The 15,644-nt window shown below is 59.9% G+C and carries 15 protein-coding genes; 9 read left to right on the top strand and 6 right to left on the bottom strand.

Annotated elements, in window-relative coordinates; genetic code table 11:
- Nucleotides 1-33: 33 nt before the first annotated feature.
- The gene (locus CDA63_RS02715; RefSeq protein ID WP_088462912.1) at nt 34-897 is read right to left on the bottom strand and encodes an LOG family protein; all 864 of its coding nucleotides are present in this window, start codon (nt 895-897) and stop codon (nt 34-36) included.
- 219 nt (nt 898-1,116) lie between these two features.
- Nucleotides 1,117-2,376 (bottom strand): ABC transporter permease, encoded by a 1,260-nt coding sequence (locus CDA63_RS02710; RefSeq protein ID WP_088462911.1) that lies wholly within the window; start codon nt 2,374-2,376, stop codon nt 1,117-1,119.
- 142 nt (nt 2,377-2,518) lie between these two features.
- On the opposite strand from CDA63_RS02710, the gene queA reads away from it, so the two are divergent.
- From queA to CDA63_RS02695, 3 genes are all read left to right on the top strand, one after another.
- Nucleotides 2,519-3,568, top strand: coding sequence for a tRNA preQ1(34) S-adenosylmethionine ribosyltransferase-isomerase QueA (queA, locus tag CDA63_RS02705; RefSeq protein ID WP_088462910.1), 1,050 nt, complete (start codon nt 2,519-2,521; stop codon nt 3,566-3,568).
- A 107-nt stretch (nt 3,569-3,675) separates the two neighbouring features.
- On the top strand, nt 3,676-4,410 hold the full coding sequence (locus CDA63_RS02700) for a 2-C-methyl-D-erythritol 4-phosphate cytidylyltransferase (RefSeq protein ID WP_088463001.1): 735 nt from the start codon (nt 3,676-3,678) through the stop codon (nt 4,408-4,410).
- A gap of 99 nt (nt 4,411-4,509) precedes the next feature.
- Entirely contained in the window at nt 4,510-5,313 is an 804-nt protein-coding gene (locus CDA63_RS02695; RefSeq protein ID WP_088462909.1) for an enoyl-CoA hydratase-related protein, read from the top strand.
- A gap of 95 nt (nt 5,314-5,408) precedes the next feature.
- Here CDA63_RS02695 and CDA63_RS02690 read toward each other — a convergent pair whose 3' ends face one another.
- Entirely contained in the window at nt 5,409-6,272 is an 864-nt protein-coding gene (locus CDA63_RS02690) for a hypothetical protein (protein ID WP_088462908.1), read from the bottom strand.
- Nucleotides 6,273-6,458: 186 nt separating this feature from the next.
- On the opposite strand from CDA63_RS02690, the gene CDA63_RS02685 reads away from it, so the two are divergent.
- From CDA63_RS02685 to CDA63_RS02675, 3 genes are all read left to right on the top strand, one after another.
- On the top strand, nt 6,459-7,037 hold the full coding sequence (locus CDA63_RS02685) for a DUF4142 domain-containing protein (protein WP_088462907.1): 579 nt from the start codon (nt 6,459-6,461) through the stop codon (nt 7,035-7,037).
- Nucleotides 7,038-7,099: 62 nt separating this feature from the next.
- Nucleotides 7,100-7,330 (top strand): hypothetical protein, encoded by a 231-nt coding sequence (locus tag CDA63_RS02680; RefSeq protein ID WP_088462906.1) that lies wholly within the window; start codon nt 7,100-7,102, stop codon nt 7,328-7,330.
- Nucleotides 7,331-7,376: 46 nt separating this feature from the next.
- Nucleotides 7,377-7,973: a DUF4142 domain-containing protein gene (locus CDA63_RS02675; RefSeq protein WP_088462905.1), complete on the top strand. Its 597-nt coding sequence runs from the start codon at nt 7,377-7,379 to the stop codon at nt 7,971-7,973.
- 141 nt (nt 7,974-8,114) lie between these two features.
- Here the strand turns inward: CDA63_RS02675 and CDA63_RS20275 are convergent, their stop codons facing one another.
- Both CDA63_RS20275 and uvrA read right to left on the bottom strand, forming a co-directional pair.
- A complete protein-coding gene (locus CDA63_RS20275; protein ID WP_126546700.1) occupies nt 8,115-8,360 on the bottom strand; it encodes a hypothetical protein in 246 nt (81 codons plus the stop codon).
- 94 nt (nt 8,361-8,454) lie between these two features.
- Nucleotides 8,455-11,598, bottom strand: coding sequence for an excinuclease ABC subunit UvrA (gene uvrA, locus CDA63_RS02670; RefSeq protein ID WP_088462904.1), 3,144 nt, complete (start codon nt 11,596-11,598; stop codon nt 8,455-8,457).
- A gap of 231 nt (nt 11,599-11,829) precedes the next feature.
- On the opposite strand from uvrA, the gene CDA63_RS02665 reads away from it, so the two are divergent.
- Together CDA63_RS02665 and CDA63_RS02660 are read left to right on the top strand one after the other, a co-directional pair.
- Nucleotides 11,830-12,861, top strand: a complete 1,032-nt coding sequence (locus CDA63_RS02665; RefSeq protein WP_088462903.1) for a hypothetical protein — start codon at nt 11,830-11,832, stop codon at nt 12,859-12,861.
- Nucleotides 12,862-13,000: 139 nt separating this feature from the next.
- Nucleotides 13,001-13,492: a hypothetical protein gene (locus tag CDA63_RS02660; protein WP_088462902.1), complete on the top strand. Its 492-nt coding sequence runs from the start codon at nt 13,001-13,003 to the stop codon at nt 13,490-13,492.
- A gap of 107 nt (nt 13,493-13,599) precedes the next feature.
- Here the strand turns inward: CDA63_RS02660 and CDA63_RS02655 are convergent, their stop codons facing one another.
- The gene (locus CDA63_RS02655) at nt 13,600-15,246 is read right to left on the bottom strand and encodes an FAD-dependent oxidoreductase (RefSeq protein WP_088462901.1); all 1,647 of its coding nucleotides are present in this window, start codon (nt 15,244-15,246) and stop codon (nt 13,600-13,602) included.
- Nucleotides 15,247-15,372: 126 nt separating this feature from the next.
- On the opposite strand from CDA63_RS02655, the gene CDA63_RS02650 reads away from it, so the two are divergent.
- On the top strand, nt 15,373-15,615 hold the full coding sequence (locus CDA63_RS02650; RefSeq protein ID WP_088462900.1) for a hypothetical protein: 243 nt from the start codon (nt 15,373-15,375) through the stop codon (nt 15,613-15,615).
- Nucleotides 15,616-15,644: the final 29 nt, after the last annotated feature.

The raw sequence follows: 15,644 nt of genomic DNA, 5'->3' as shown, positions 1-15,644 counted from the left end.
GCTTTTTGGGTAATGCCTGCAAGTGGCGCCGCCCTAGAAGTTGGGCGACAGCAGGTACTTGTTGTAGAAGTCGTCGATGATTTTCACTGCGTCTTCCGCCGTGTCCACCAGCTGCACCAAGTCCATATCCTCGGGCGAGATGTTGTGCTCGTCCTCCAGCATCACCTGCTTGATCCAGTCGAACATACCCTGCCAATACTTGGTCCCCACTAGCACGATGGGGAAGCGGCCGATTTTCTTGGTCTGAATGAGCGTAATGGCCTCGAACAGCTCATCGAGCGTACCAAAGCCGCCGGGCATCCCGATGAAGCCCTGGGCGTACTTCACGAACATCACCTTCCGGACGAAAAAGTAGTCGAAGTTGATGATTTTGTCGGGGTCGATGTAGATGTTGTTGAACTGCTCGAAGGGCAGTTCAATGTTCAGGCCCACCGACTTGCCGCCCTCGGAGTGGGCGCCCTTGTTGCCGGCCTCCATAATGCCGGGGCCGCCGCCCGTGATAACGCCGTAACCGTGGCGCACCAGCTTGGCCGCAATTTCCTCGGCCATTTTATAGTACGGGTTGTCGGCCTTGGTGCGGGCCGAACCGAAAATGGATACGCAGGGGCCGATTTTGGACATCTTCTCGAAGCCCTCTACGAACTCGGCCATCACCTTAAAAATCTGCCAGGAGTCGGCAATCTTGATTTCGTTCCAGTCTTTATCTACGAAAGCCCGGCGGATGCGCTGCTCGTCATCGACCTGCACGGTCCGCTCACCGTGGGTCTGCTCCCGAATGTCGCTGATGGTTTTCACCTTGTTGTCATTGACGTTGGGTTGCACGATAGTCTGGCCGCTACCGGCGTTCAAAGCCTCATCAGAGGCCTTGGTTCTGCTGTTTTTTTTGAGCTTCGACATAGGAGCTGCGGGTGAAAAATGGGCGCGAACCGACCCGGCGGCTCAAGCAAGCGCGCCAGGGTGGGAACAGTCCGCACCGGGGTACATGGTAAGAAAATAGCAAAAAGAAAGCCGCCTCACGGAAGAGAGGCGACCCCAGATAGCGAATCGCAAGTTAACAATTTGTTAACATTCAGCTATCCTACGAGGCAATCAAAAAAAGCTATCGGACCCACCCAGCTATTTCGCCCGGATGGCGATAACGGGGTCGAGGTTGGAGGCCAGTACGGCCGGCACAATGCCCGCCAGCACCCCAATAACGACCGAAACGGTGAGGCCCAGCGAGATGTTGGCCGCCGACAGAAATAGCGGGAGCGAATCCTGGGGCAGCAGTGTAATCAGGTACACCAGCAGAATTCCGGCCGCCCCGCCCAACAGGCACAGGAACACGGCCTCGAACAGAAACTGGAACAGAATAAAATAGTTCTTGGCCCCCAACGACTTCTGGATGCCGATGATGTTGGTGCGTTCCTTTACCGAGACGAACATGATGTTGGCAATGCCGAAACCGCCCACCAGCATGGCAAACGAGCCGATAACACCACCCGCCACGCCCAGCACCGAAAACAGCCCGGAAATGGCATTGGCTAGCATTTCGGGACGATTGAGAGCGAAGTTATCCTCTTCGCGGGGCCGCAGGCCTCGCACGTTGCGCATCAGGCCTTTCACTTCATATTCGAGGTCGAGCAGGCCGGGGTCGGTATCGAGACCTTTGATGCCGATAGTGGCCGACACGCCGGTGCCGCTGCCCGGGTTGATGGTAAAAAGCTTGGAGAAGGCTCCGAACGGAATCAGGCAATTGGTATCGTTGCTCTTGATTTCGAGCAGGCTTTTGCCGGCCTTCTCCATCACCCCCACCACCGTGAAGCGCCGGCCGCGGGCCTTGAACTCCTGGCCCAGGGCCGAGCCGTTGGGGAACAGAGCACTGGCCACGTCGGCCCCGATAATGGCCACGTTACGGGCACTTTCCACTTCCTGGGTGGTAAAATAACGACCCTGCGCCACGGGTACGTCCGAGATTTTGCGGTACTCGTAGCTCACACCCTGCAGCACGGCGTCGGAGATGCTGTTGGAGCCGGCCTTGAAGGTGTTGCCCGATTTGCTGGCGAAGATGGCCAGGCCAGCATTGTTGGGGCCGAGCTGCTTTTGCAGTTGCCGGTACTCGCGCACGCTGGGCACGGGCCGGTTGAAATACTTCCACCACGGAAAGTCGCCGCCGAATACCCAAGGCCACTTGTCCACGTAAATCACCTTGTCGCCCACGAAGCTCATGCTGCTGCGGATGTTCTTCTCCAGCGAATCGACGACCGTAAACACGGCGATGATGGCAAAAATACCGACCGTAACGCCCAGTAGCGAAAGGATAGTGCGCAGCAAGTTGCCGCGCAACGCCTGCCAGGCGAACAGGAAGCTCTCAAAGGTCAGGCGGATAGCTTTCATTTATAAGCGGGCTTCAGGTAAGAGCAGAACGCGGGCAATAAATAGTTTTCGGGCGAAAATTAACGATTATTCCAGCAAAGCTCCGTACTTTCGCGGCTCGATTTTTTTACTAGGTTCCCCAACTATTGCCCTGTCCAAGCCCATGAAGCTTTCCGAGTTCAAATTTGAATTGCCTGAAAATCTGGTGGCTCAACACCCCGCCAAAAACCGGGACGAATCGCGCCTGATGGTCCTGCACCGCGACAGTGGCAAGATTGAGCACCGCTCTTTTAAAGATATTCTGGAGTATTTCGACGAAGGCGACGTGTTCGTGGTCAACGATACAAAGGTATTTCCGGCCCGCTTGTTTGGCAATAAGGAGAAGACCGGAGCCCAGATTGAAGTATTTCTGCTCCGCGAGCTGAACACCGAAATTCACCTCTGGGATGTGCTCGTCGATCCGGCCCGCAAAATCCGGGTGGGCAATAAGCTCTACTTCGGCGAGTCGGATATGGTGGCCGAGGTTATTGATAACACGACTTCGCGCGGCCGGACCATTAAGTTCCTGTACGACGGCCCGGACGAGGATTTCTACAAGGCCCTTTACAGCCTCGGCGAAACCCCGATTCCGAAGGAGTTCATCCCCCGCGATACGGAGGCGGCCGACAAGGAGCGATACCAGACGATTTACGCCCAGAACATCGGGGCCGTGGCCGCTCCTTCAGCCGGCCTGCACTTCACCAAAGAAGTGATGAAGCGCCTGGAAATCAAGGGCATCGACGTAGCACCCGTGACGCTGCACGTGGGCTTGGGCACCTTCCGCACCGTAGATGTGGAGGACCTGACCAAGCACAAGATGGACTCGGAGAATTTCATGGTGCCCGCCGCCACGGCTGTGGTGGTTAATAAGGCCCTTGATGCCAACAAGCGCGTGTGCGCCATCGGCACTACTTCCATGCGGGCCATGGAATCGTCGGTTTCGGCCCACGTGCGCCTCAAAGCCAACGAAGGCTGGACCGACCGGTTTATCTTCCCGCCCTACGACTTCAAAATCGCCAACGCGCTGCTCACCAACTTCCACACCCCGGAAAGCACGCTGATGATGATGGCTTCAGCCTTCGCCGGTCACGATTTGCTGATTGAAGCCTACAAGCTGGCTATCAAGGAGAAGTACAAGTTTTTCAGCTACGGCGACGCTATGCTGATCATCTAAGGTCTTTGGTCTTCTGTTTGAAACAGGTTGCGCCGGCTGCTACTTTCACGAGTAGCAGCCGGCGTTTTTTGTTTCGATTGCCTTATTTGCACTCCTACGCCGTTGCCATGAACCCATCTGAAGCCTCAAGCCCCCCACCTAGAGCCCTAGCCACACCCCGCTACGCCATTATCGTGGCAGGCGGCAGCGGGACGCGTATGGGAGCCGACCGGCCCAAGCAGTTTCTCGACCTGGCCGGCGAGCCGGTGCTGGTGCATACGCTACGCCGGTTTACCGATCCGGAGTTGGGCGTGCAGGAGTTGGTGGTGGTACTGCCAGCCGAGCAGTTGGCGGTGTGGGCGGCTATTTGCGCGCAACACCAAGTTGGTCCGCACACCGTGGTAGCGGGCGGGGCCACGCGCTGGGCCTCGGTGCGGGCGGGGCTGGCCCAATTGGCTAGGCACGCAAGCGGCGTGGTGGCGGTACACGACGGCGTGCGCCCGCTCACGCCCCGCACCGTGATTGAGGCTACTTACCAGGCCGCCCACAACCACGGCGCGGCGGTGGCCGCCGTAGTGCCGAAAGATTCTGTGCGCAACCTCAGCCAGCAGGGCAGCTACGCCCTCAATCGCGCCCGCCTGCGTCTCGTGCAAACCCCGCAGTGCTTCGATCTGGACCTGCTGCGCCGGGCCTACCAGCTCCCGGAACTCTCCACGTTCACCGACGATGCCAGCGTAGTTGAAGACCTGCACGCCATTACGTTGGTGGAAGGCGACTACCGCAACCTCAAAATAACGACTCCCGAAGACCTATTCGTGGCCGAAGCGCTGTTGCGGGCAATGCGTGACCCGGTGAATGAGTAACTCGGTGAATGAGCGAATGACGTTCTTTGTTAACGCTTCACTGAGTCACTCAATTACTCAGTCACTCATTCACCAAGTCACTCATTCACTGATTCACCGATGCCTACCTATTCCTGCTTGCTCTACGAGGTGCGCCCCGATGGCGTGGCCACCATCACGCTCAACCGCCCCGACGTATTTAACGCCTTCAACGACGCCCAGAGCTACGAGCTCCAGGATGCCCTGAAGCAGGTATCGCGCGATGCTCAGGTGCGGGCCGTGGTACTAACGGGCGCGGGCCGGGCCTTTTGCTCGGGCCAGGATTTGAAGGCGGCCAAGGAGGCCGAAGCCGCCGAGGGCCAACCCCGCTCCTTCTACGACTCGCTGCACCAGCGCTATAATCCCATTATCCGGGCTATGCGGGCGCTGCCTAAGCCCCTTATTGCCCGCCTCAACGGGGTGGCCGCCGGCGCGGGCTGCTCGCTGGCCCTGGCCTGCGACGCCATCGTGGCTTCGTCGGAGGCCTCGCTAATTGAAGTGTTCATCAACATCGGGCTGGTACCCGATTCGGGTTCATCGTGGTTTCTGCCCCGGCTGGTGGGCACGCTCAAGGCCTTCGAGCTGTGTACGCTAGGCTCGAAAGTAACGGCCGAAGAGGCCTTACGCTTGGGCCTTGTGAACCAAGTGGTAGCTCCCGACCAGCTCGACGAAGCTGCCTATGGCCTGGCTGCCCGTTACGCTGCCGCGCCCACCAAATCCATTGGCCTCATCAAGCAGATGCTCAATAAGGCGGGGGCTGCCACCCTCGATGAAATGCTCGATTACGAGGCGCACTGCCAGCAGATAGCCGGCGAATCGGACGACTATCGCGAAGGCGTACAGGCCTTCTTGGAAAAGCGCAAGCCCCAGTTCGAAGGCAAATAAGTTGGGGATTCATCTATAGCCAAGTAGCCAAAAAAAGACGGCTTCCCGAGTGGGAGGCCGCCTTTTTTAACTGCTGTTGTTGCACTGCGGACCAGTTACAGACCTCGGCCGACGCGGATGGTGCGCGTGACGCCGTTGACAGTGATGGAGGCAATGTTGTCGCAGGCCTGGGTGCCGGTGGGGTCGTAGTTAAGGAGCAACTCCTTCTGCTTGCTGGTTACGATTTTGACGGTGCCGGCCACGAAGGTACGGGCGCAGCCAGGCTGGAACTTCTTGAGAAGCGGCTGCCCGATGGTGGCCGTGTAGCCGGCACCCTTGCGGTTGGTGCCGCTAGCCTGGCCAGTGATGCTATATTCGTCGTCGGCGATGGTGCGGGTATTGAGGCCGGCGGTGCGGGTGTAGGTGCGCTGGGCCGCCCACGAATGCGTACCGGCGGGCGTCGTGATGCTGGCGTTTTGCACGTCGAGGCTCCAGGAGCCGGCGCCTAGGTTGGTGAGCAGGCGGGTTCCGGTGTGGCGGTTATCGTTGCGGTAATAATCAACCAGCGTGATGGTTTTGGTAGCTCCGGTCTGGCGGTACGGGCCGCTGAACACGGTTACGATTTTGCCGCGCCGGGCCACGCCATTAGGACCCATGCAGTTGACCGTGCCGAAGTCGAGGGTGAGGGTGCGGGTGGGGGCGTCGTAGGTGCGCGTGACGCAGCGGCCGGCCACCCGGCTCAGATCGTCGGCATCGGCGGCGGCGGGGCTCCCTGATACAGCAACATCGGTGGGGGCAGCAGCGTCTACGAGGTCGGCCACGGCAGCGGTTTCATCTTCGGCCAGGCCCTGGTCTTCGGCCGACACGGCTATATCGGGGGTAGTAGCCGGGGCGTCGTTGCTTTTGTCGCAGGAGGCGAAGACGAGGGCGGAACCCGCCAGGGCGGCGAAACTCAGGTTGCGGAGCGCGGTGCGTTTCATGGTAAAGAGGGATGAGATGGGGAAGCAGTAAGAGAAGTGAAACCGGTTTTCGGGGGTTGGAATACTGGGGCAGGTGAAAGTTTAACCCACTGGGGAACTTTTTTTTTACGAACTCAAAAACCAACCCGGTTTCCGGCTCCGCGTATAGCCTTAGCACATTCCCTTCGCCCTCAATTCCCTGATCTTATGCCTATTTCCGGACGCATTTGTGCCCTCCTACTACTGCCTTGGCTGGGAGCCTGCTCGGGAGGTGAAAGCAACAAAGACCCGATTTTTGAGGCCAAATTCCAGAACGAAAAGCGCATCGGTTCCGAAAATGTCACCAAGCGCCAGATTCAAGATGCGGAATACATGGTTGAGACGGCCAGCCGCAAGATGGAATTATTGGAAATCAGCCAGATAGCGCAGCGCAAGGCCGCTTCAGCCGATGCTCGTTACGCGGCCCAGAATGTCATCAACCAAGCCACCAGCATGTTGAACGACATCAAGAACCTGGCCCAACAAAAGGGTGTAGTGCTGCCTACCGGCCTCGGCGAAAAGCAAGCCGAGCAAGTTGGCGAGCTCACGGCCCTCAACAACGCAGCCTTCGACCAGAAATATGCCGCGTTGCTCCAAAGCGTAGTCGATCAGGACCTGGATGCCACCGACGATATGACCTCTGACGCCTACAACGCCGAAATCCGGGCCATGGCCTCCCGGCAGCTTGCATCTCTCCAAGACCTAAAGCGGGCGACTGAAGTACTGCACGATAAGCTCAACCCTTAATTTTCTTTCCGCACCAGTTAGCTCGAAGCCCTGGTTATCACCTACTTTTTCTGACCTACTTTATGAAAACCCGTTTCCTTCCTTTTCTCGTCCTCGGAACCAGTTTGCTGCTGGCCAGCTGCAACAGTGAAAAAACTGATGGTACGACCGGCGAAGCCGTGAGCGACATGAGCCAAGCCACCGATGAGGGCGGCGTAAAAGCCGATGCCGTAGTTATCGACAACAGTGCCGGCCCCACCGTAACCGTTGATGCCGACTCCGCCATGGCGGCCGATTCGAGCATGAACAGGTAGGTTACCTCGTTTTCCTGTTATTCTCTCAGCCTAACCCAACCTTGCTATGAAACTTACATTCACGGCCGCGCTTTGCGCTGGCGCTCTGCTGACCATTACCGCCTGCAACCCTACCACCGACACGAGCACTGCCAGTACCGACATGGCGATGAACGACGGTGTGGCTACCGATACAATGGGTGCCGGTGGCACGGCCGCCACCTCGACGATGATGACCGACGACGAGTTCATGAAAATGGTGGCGACTGGCGGCCACAACGAAATGGGCCTCAGCCAGGTAGCCCTCGATAAAGGCGCAACCGGCGCGACCAAGGACTTCGCCAACATGATGATTACCGACCATACCAAGGCCGGTAACGAGCTAAAGTCCATTGCCGACAGTAAAAGCGTACTGTTACCCGCCGATATGGACGCCGAGCACAAGGCCCTTCAGGAACAGATGCAAAACCTGAGTGGTGAGCAGTTGGCCCAGAAATACGCCCAGCAGATGGTAACCGACCACCAGAATACGGTGGACATGTTCCAGAGCGAAATTCAGAATGGCCAGGATGCCGCCGTGAAGGCTTTTGCCAGCAAGACGCTGCCAACCATTCAGGAACACCTGAGTATGGCTAAGAAACTGCCCGGAGCCATGACCATGTAAGGCTTCTCGGCACCTACGTTTCAGCACTACCACAATACCAACAAAAAAACACCAGCTCGCAGGGCCGGTGGTTTTTTTGTTGGCGCAATTAGGCTACTGCCAGCAGTTTACCGCCGTAGCCAAGGCCCCAGGTAAGGTCATCTAACGACGCGCGGTGCTGCTTTTAGGCTGCGGATTTGTTTCGTCGGTCAGGCGATTTTTAGGGGCTGCAGCCGTGCTCTTCATTAGTGCCGCCGGGTTGGGCGTCGTCAGGGTAGCTTCTGAAGGGCGTTCTAAGACCAAGGATGGCTGAGCAATTGCTGTTTTAGCAACTGGGGCAACATCCATTTTAGGAGGACCGACCATAATCGCAATGGCCAGCAATACTGGGAACACAAGAACTTTCATAAGGTGCGGGAGAGGAGTACAGGCCCTTAAACTAGAAAATTTCCGGTGGCTAATCAAATATTAGCCACCGGAAATTTTTAATAAAGGTGAGTACTTACTCAGCTGCAGCGTATTTGCTCGTGCGCAGTTCCTCGGCCAAAAAGCGGGCGGTATGGCCCTGTCCAGCTTTGGCCACCGCTTCGGGCGTGCCTTGTGCCACGATGCTGCCCCCGGCTGACCCGCCCTCGGGACCGATGTCAATAACGTAATCCGCTACTTTGATCAGGTCGAGGTTGTGCTCGATAATGAGGACAGTATTGCCCTTATCGGCCAGCTTCTGAAGGACATCGGCTAGGTGGCTGATATCCTCGAAATGCAGCCCGGTGGTGGGCTCGTCGAGGATATAGAAAGTTTGGCCAGTGTCTTTCTTGCTGAGCTCAGTGGCCAGCTTTACGCGCTGGGCCTCGCCGCCCGAAAGCGTGGTGGCCTGTTGGCCCAGGGTGAGGTAGCCGAGGCCCACTTCGTGCAGCGTTTGAATTTTGCGCAGGATGCGGGGCTGGAACTCGAAGAACTCCACGGCTTTTTCCACCGTCATGTCGAGCACGTCGGTGATGGACTTGCCCTTGAAACGTACTTCCAAGGTTTCGCGGTTGTAACGACGGCCCTTGCAGGTTTCGCAGGGCACGTGCACGTCGGGCAGGAAGTTCATCTCGATGGTGCGGATGCCAGCGCCCTCGCAGGTTTCGCAGCGCCCGCCCCGCACGTTGAACGAGAAGCGCCCCGGCCCGTAGCCCCGGATTTTCGACTCGGGCATATTGGAAAACAGCTGCCGAATCTCGGTGAACACGCCGGTGTAAGTGGCCGGGTTCGAGCGCGGAGTGCGGCCAATCGGCGACTGATCCACCTCAATCACCTTATCAATAAACTCCAGGCCCTCTATTTTATCGTAGGCCAGCGGTTCGCGCTTGGCCTTGAAAAAGTGCTGGTTGAGAATCGGGTACAGCGTGTCGTGAATCAGGCTCGACTTGCCCGAGCCCGACACGCCGGTAACCGCCACGAGCTTGCCCAGTGGGAACTTGGCCGTCACGTTCTTGAGGTTGTGGCCCTTGGCTCCACGCAATATCAGCTCGTGGCCTTCGCCCTTGCGCTTCTTCTTGCGCATTTCGATGTGCTTCTGGCCGCTTAGGTACTGCGAGGTGAGCGAGCCGGAGCTGAAGATTTCGGTGGGCGTACCCTCGGCCACAATATGGCCGCCGTGGATGCCCGCGCCGGGGCCGATATCGAGCACGTGGTCGGCGTGCATGATCATGTCCTTGTCGTGCTCCACCACAATCACCGAGTTGCCCAAGTCGCGCAGGTGTTGCAGCGCCTTGATGAGCCGCTCGTTGTCGCGCTGGTGCAGGCCGATGCTGGGCTCGTCCATGATGTAGAGTACGCCCACAAGCTGGGTGCCAATTTGGGTGGCCAGCCGGATGCGCTGGCTCTCGCCCCCGCTGAGCGTGCGTACCGAGCGGTGCAGGTTGAGGTAGTCGAGGCCCACTTCGAGCAGGAAACCGATGCGCTTGCGGATTTCCTTGAGCAACTCGCGGGCAATCAGGTTCTGGCGCTCCGAAAGGCGGTCTTCGAGGCCCACGAACCAGTCGGCCAAATCGTTGAGGTCCATCACCGACAGCTCACCGATATGCTTGCCATCGATTTTGAAGTGCAGACTTTCCTTCTTGAGCCGGTAGCCGTGGCATTCGGGGCATTCCTGGGCCTGGGTGTACTGCTGAATCCACTCCCGAATAGTATCGGACTCGGAGTCCATCTGGCGGCGCAGGAACGGAATAATGCCCTCAAACGGCTCGGTGTAATTGGCCTTTTTAGGGTCGGCGTCGTCGGCTTCGTCGGTGGAGATGCCGTAGAGCAGGCGCTGCACCAACTCGGCGGGCAGCTTCTGGATGGGCGTGCTCAGACTGGCCTTATTTTTCTTGAGAATCAGGCCCAACTGCTGGAAAATCCAGATGTCGCGGTACTCGCCCAGCGGCGCAATGCCGCCGCGGCTAATGCTGAGCTTAGGATCGGGCAGTACCGTTTCCTCGGTTATTTCCTGCACTTGGCCCAGGCCGTTGCAGGTGGGGCAGGCGCCGTAGGGCGAGTTGAAGCTGAACGTATTTGGGGCCGGGTCGTCGTAGGCGATGCCGGTCACGGGGTCCATCAGAAAGCGCGAGAAGAACTGGGTATTGTCGCCCTTCTTCTTGCTGTCGGGGTCGAGCACGAGCATTGTGCCCTTGCCCTGGCCCAGCGCGTTCTGCACCGAGCCCGAGAGGCGGAAGCGGTCCTCGTCCTTCACCACTAGCCGATCAATCACGATTTCGATGTCGTGAATTTTGTAGCGGTCGACCTGCATTTTGGGCGTCAGATCGAGCAGCTCGCCATCGACCCGCACCTTGGTAAAGCCCAGCTTGGCCACCTGCTGGAACAGTTCGCGGTAGTGGCCCTTGCGGCCCTTCACGACGGGGGCCAGCACCACCAGCTTGCGGCCGTCGTATTCCTTGAGAATGTAGTTGATGATCTGGTCGTCGCTCTGCCGGATCATTTTCTGGCCTGTGGCGTAGCTGAACGCCTCGGCGGTGCGGGCGTAGAACAGGCGCAGGAAGTCGTAAATCTCGGTGATGGTGCCGACCGTGGAGCGGGGGTTGCGCGAGGTGGTTTTCTGCTCGATGCTGATAACCGGCGACAGCCCCTCGATTTTATCCACATCGGGCCGCTCCAGCCCACCCATAAACGAGCGGGCGTAGGCCGAAAACGTTTCCATGTAGCGGCGCTGGCCCTCGGCATAAATCGTATCGAAGGCCAGGCTCGATTTGCCCGAACCCGAAATGCCGGTAAACACCACCAGCCGCCCCCGCGGAATCTTCACCGACACGTTCTTGAGGTTGTGCTCCCGGGCTCCGTACACTTCGATGTAAGGTGCCTCCAGGTCGGCCGGCCCAAGCAGCTGCCCGCTGCTAGCGGTGCGGTTTTCGACAATGGTTTCGCTCACTACCTCGCTGCGGGGCACGGCCTGCACGGCGGCCGTGCTGTGGTGTCCGTTGCCATCGGCTACAGCAGCAGCCACCGAAACGGCGGTTTCGGCGGGCTGGGCAGCTTTCGGGGCTTTGCCGGCCCGGGCCGGTTTGGCCGCAGACTGGGATTTGGCTGGCCGGTCGGCTGGGGCAGCTTTAGCCGTTTTGGTGGCAGGAGAAGAAGCGGAAGCGGCAGTCGATTTTTTGGCCATGCGGCAGCGGAGCGGATAAGTCTGCAAAAGTAAGGAAAACGCGGCCCGATGGCTAATGTGAATAGCTTTCTGGTCAGCGACTTTAGCCCCGGTCCGGCTTCGGCCGCACTATCGGGTGGCAGATAACAACTACCGTCGCTCGTTTGTGCCCTCGGCCGCCAACTTCCCCATCTGGGCGGCCTAACTTGCGGCCTCCTTTCACCACCGCCCGGCTTTTGCCGCTGCCCTGCCATGTCGCGCCCGCGTTCCGCTACTTGCCTGGTTTTCCTGCTCCTGACGGCGCTACTGGCCAGCAACGGCTACGTGTGGCTGACCAACCACGTCCGCTTCAGCGACGAACACGCCTATCTGTTACTGGCCCAGGGGCGCATCGGCGAAGTCAGCACGTTTCACCGCTACCGGGTGGTAGTGCCGCTGCTGGCCGGGGCGCTGGCCTGGGGCCTGCAAAGCGTGCGGCAACTCGGGGGCGAAGCCGGGGCGGCCCTGGGGTTTGCCTTCTACCTGCTCAATACCCTGCTGCTGGCGCTGGGCGGCACGCTGGTTTACCGCACGGCCCGCGCGGTGGGGGCCAGTTTTGGGGCCGCGCTGGGCGGGGCGGTCGTGGTCCTCAGCAGCGGGCTGGCCACCTACCTGGCCGGTTCGGCGCTGGTCGATAGCCTGGCCTGGCTGGCACTGGCGGCCCTGTTCTATGCGCTGGCCTCCCGCCACGGGACGCTACTGTGGTGGGCTATGGTGCTGGCGCCCTTAGCTAAGGAGCAGTTGCTACTGCTGCTACCGGTGGCGCTGTACTACGGCACTTTTTTGTCGTGGCCCCGGCGGCTGGCGGCGGCGGGCCTGGCCGGCGCGGCGCTCTGGCTGCTGCATTATCAGCTGGATATCTGGTACCCGCTGCCGCCCCACAACCAGCTTACCGACATGAGCGCGGTGGTATCATCGCACTTGCGCAACCACGTGGTACATACCCTCGGGCAGCTGCTTACGGTACGGGGGCTGAGTGCGGTGCTGGCCGTGTTCGGGCTCTTCACGCTGCTGCCCGTGCTGGGCTTGGCGGGCGGACGGGTGGCCCGCCGCAGTTGGCTGACGCGGCTACCCCCGGCCACTGGGGCCGTGCTAGCCTGCGTGGGAGGGTTCGTGCTGCTTTCGGGCGAAATTTCCCGCATGCTCTTCTTCGCCGGGCCCTGCTTTGGCGTAGCAGTAGCCCTGCTGGTCGAGTATCATCCGGCTGCCCGGGCGTTCCGGCAGTGGATGGCGGCCACTGCTTAACTGCAGCACTGGCAAAGCCGGTTACCGGATTGGTTCCATTTTTGCAAATGTCTCAGGCAACTGCGAATCGGCCGGCGCTGATGTCCCTGACCACAGCGCCTCCTGGTTTATCTTTTCTTTTTCTCTCTCTTCACCACACATGCCACTTTTCTTCAAAATCACCCTCGCTGGCCTGCTCACGGCGGCCCTGACTGGCTTTAGCCTCCCGAGCCAGGCTCAGGTCAATATCATCAACATCAATCCGCCCGCCTGGGGGCCGGCCGTACCGGCAGGTACGCAGTATTATTACATTCCGGAAGTAGGCGGCTACTACGATTTGCGCGACCAGCAGTACGTCATTCTGCGGGAGGGCAAATGGAAAAAAGCGAAGGTTATCAACGGCTATTCTACCAGCTCGTTTCACCCGGTTGTCATCAACTACGTGGGCGCCCAACCCTGGGTGCTTATTCAGGAGCACAAGGTGAAATACCCAAAGGGCGGCCACCCGCACGGCATGCCGCCCGGCCAGGCCAAGAAAGCCCGCACAGTGTACGCCGTGCCCGCCGGACAGCCCGTGTACGGTATCGAAGGCAAGGGCCACGACAAGTACAAAGACCACGACAAAGGCAAGGGCCACAAAGGCAAGCACTAGCCAACAACTCCGGGTTTCTGCCGGACTTACTTTTTATCCAACACCAGAGAGGCCACTTCCGATACCGGAAGTGGCCTCTCTGGTGTTAGAAGGAAGCCGATTTATTCCTACTCTTTGAGTAGCCGTTTAGCCCATTTTATTGGGCGGCGGGCGGCCGTGGGAGTCGGCATCTGGTCGGTTCGCAGTAGCTCTTCAATCACCATCATATCATCGTCGCGGCCCAGGGCGGCGGCGGCTATTATGCGGTTGCGGTGGGCATAAAGGGCCAGAAAATCGTGGCGGCGCACATCGCCGTGGAAGATGATTTCGTCCCATTCGGTGGCGTGGCCCGCGTAGCGCAGGCTTTTGCCGTACTGCTGGGTCCAGAAGAAGGGCACTTCCGCAAACTGGTGCTCCTGCCCCAGCATGTTGCGGGCCGCGCAGGCCCCGTGCTGCTGAGCCATCCGCCAGTGCTCGATGCGGTGCTGGCCCCCACCGGCCGCCAGCGGGAACCGGGCCACGTCGCCGGCGGCGTACACGTGTTCGGCCGCCTGCAGGTAAGCATCCACGCGCAGGCCACCGTCCTTTTCCAGCTCGAAGGCTGCTTCCAGGAATCCGGTAGCGGGCCGCACGCCCACGCCCAGCACCACCACGTCGGCGGGTAGGCGCTGGCCCGAGGCTAGGCGCACGGCCGTTACGCGGCCGTTTTCGCCTTCCAGCGCTTCTACGGTGGCTTCGGGCTTGAACCGGACCCCGTGGCGGCAGTGCAGGTTACGGAACATAGCCCCGATTTTTGCGCCCAACACCTTTTCAAACGGTTCCTTTTCGCGGGCTATTACCGTAATGCGCCGGTCTTTGGTATCCGTAGCCTCGTTTTCAGCCGCCAAGCTGGCGGCGGCTTCCATCCCGATAAAGCTGCTGCCGATGATGACCACGTGCCGGGCACCGGCGGCGGCCTGCCGGATGTTTTCGGCATCCTGGGCCGAGCGCAGCGGCAGTACGCCTTGCAGGTCGTGGCCAGACAGCTTGGGCAGCGTGTTGGGCTCACTGCCGGGAGCGAGCAGCAGCTTATCGTAGTGCAGTGGTTCGTGGTCGGTCAGCTTGAGTTGGCGGTCCGTCAGACTCAGGCCAGTGGCGCGGGTATCGGTCAGGACTTCGATGCGGTGCTCCTCGTAGAAAGCGGCTTTGCGCAGGGATAGCGCATTTTGGTCGGCTTTTCCGGCCAGGTAGGCCTTGCTGAGCTTGGTGCGGTCGTAGGGCTGGGCGGCTTCGGCAGTTACCAGCACAAGGCGGCCCCCAAAGCCCTCGGCTCGTAGCGTCTGGGCCGCAAACTGCCCGGCCGCCCCACCGCCCACAATAACAAACGTCCGCTGATCGGGCGCAGCACTGTTTACGACCGGCGCTACCCCGCCCACCAGCGCCGTAGGCGTGGCGTCGGGGCTGTCGGCGGCGGCAGTTGGTTTGGCGGGCAGCGTCACCCAAACTCGACCTTCGGCCACGCGCACCGGGTAGCTGGGCAGCGCGTCGAGGGCCGGGGGCTGGCAAAGATGGCCATCGGTGACGCGGAAGCAGGCGTGGTGCCAGGGGCAGATTAGCTGGTCGCCTACCAAACGGCCTTTTTCGAGCGGAGCCCCGTAGTGGGGGCAGTGGGCCGCCAGCGCCAAGTACTGGCCCTCGCGGTGGAGCAGCAGCACGTCGGCGTTGGGCGTAGAATAGGTGCGCATTTCGCCTTCGGCGAGGGCATCGGCGGGGGCGAGGTCAAATTCGGCAGGCATAGCATGGGCGGATAAACGCGGCAAGATGCTTTGACAACGCAGGGGAACCAAACCGGGTTGTTAGGGGTAGTCGTAACTTCTTATAGTACCATGTATCCTTTTCTGTCCCAAACCGTTCTGTCAGCTATGTCCATTTCTACCCCTGCTGGTGTTTCAACCGCTTCGCTGGTTCTGTGGGCCGGCCTGCAGCCGGGCCACAGCTGCATACTGGTGTACCGCGCACCCGGCACCTCGGCCGAGTTCAGCGTACGGGCCGTGGTGCAGGGCCTGCGCCGCCGCGGCCTGGTAGATTATGTCTGCCTGGCCCCGGGCTGCGAGCTGCGCCTTGATTGGCTGGTAGCGGTAAACGGCCAGCGCCGGGAGAACTGACGGATCGGGCAAGCGGTTATCCTGGCAGC

The sequence above is a fragment of the Hymenobacter amundsenii genome (genome assembly GCF_002204745.1).
In the GTDB taxonomy this organism is placed as follows: domain Bacteria; phylum Bacteroidota; class Bacteroidia; order Cytophagales; family Hymenobacteraceae; genus Hymenobacter; species Hymenobacter amundsenii.
The sequence above is the reverse complement of the archived record's forward strand: the minus strand, read 5'-3'. Positions and strand labels throughout refer to the sequence as shown.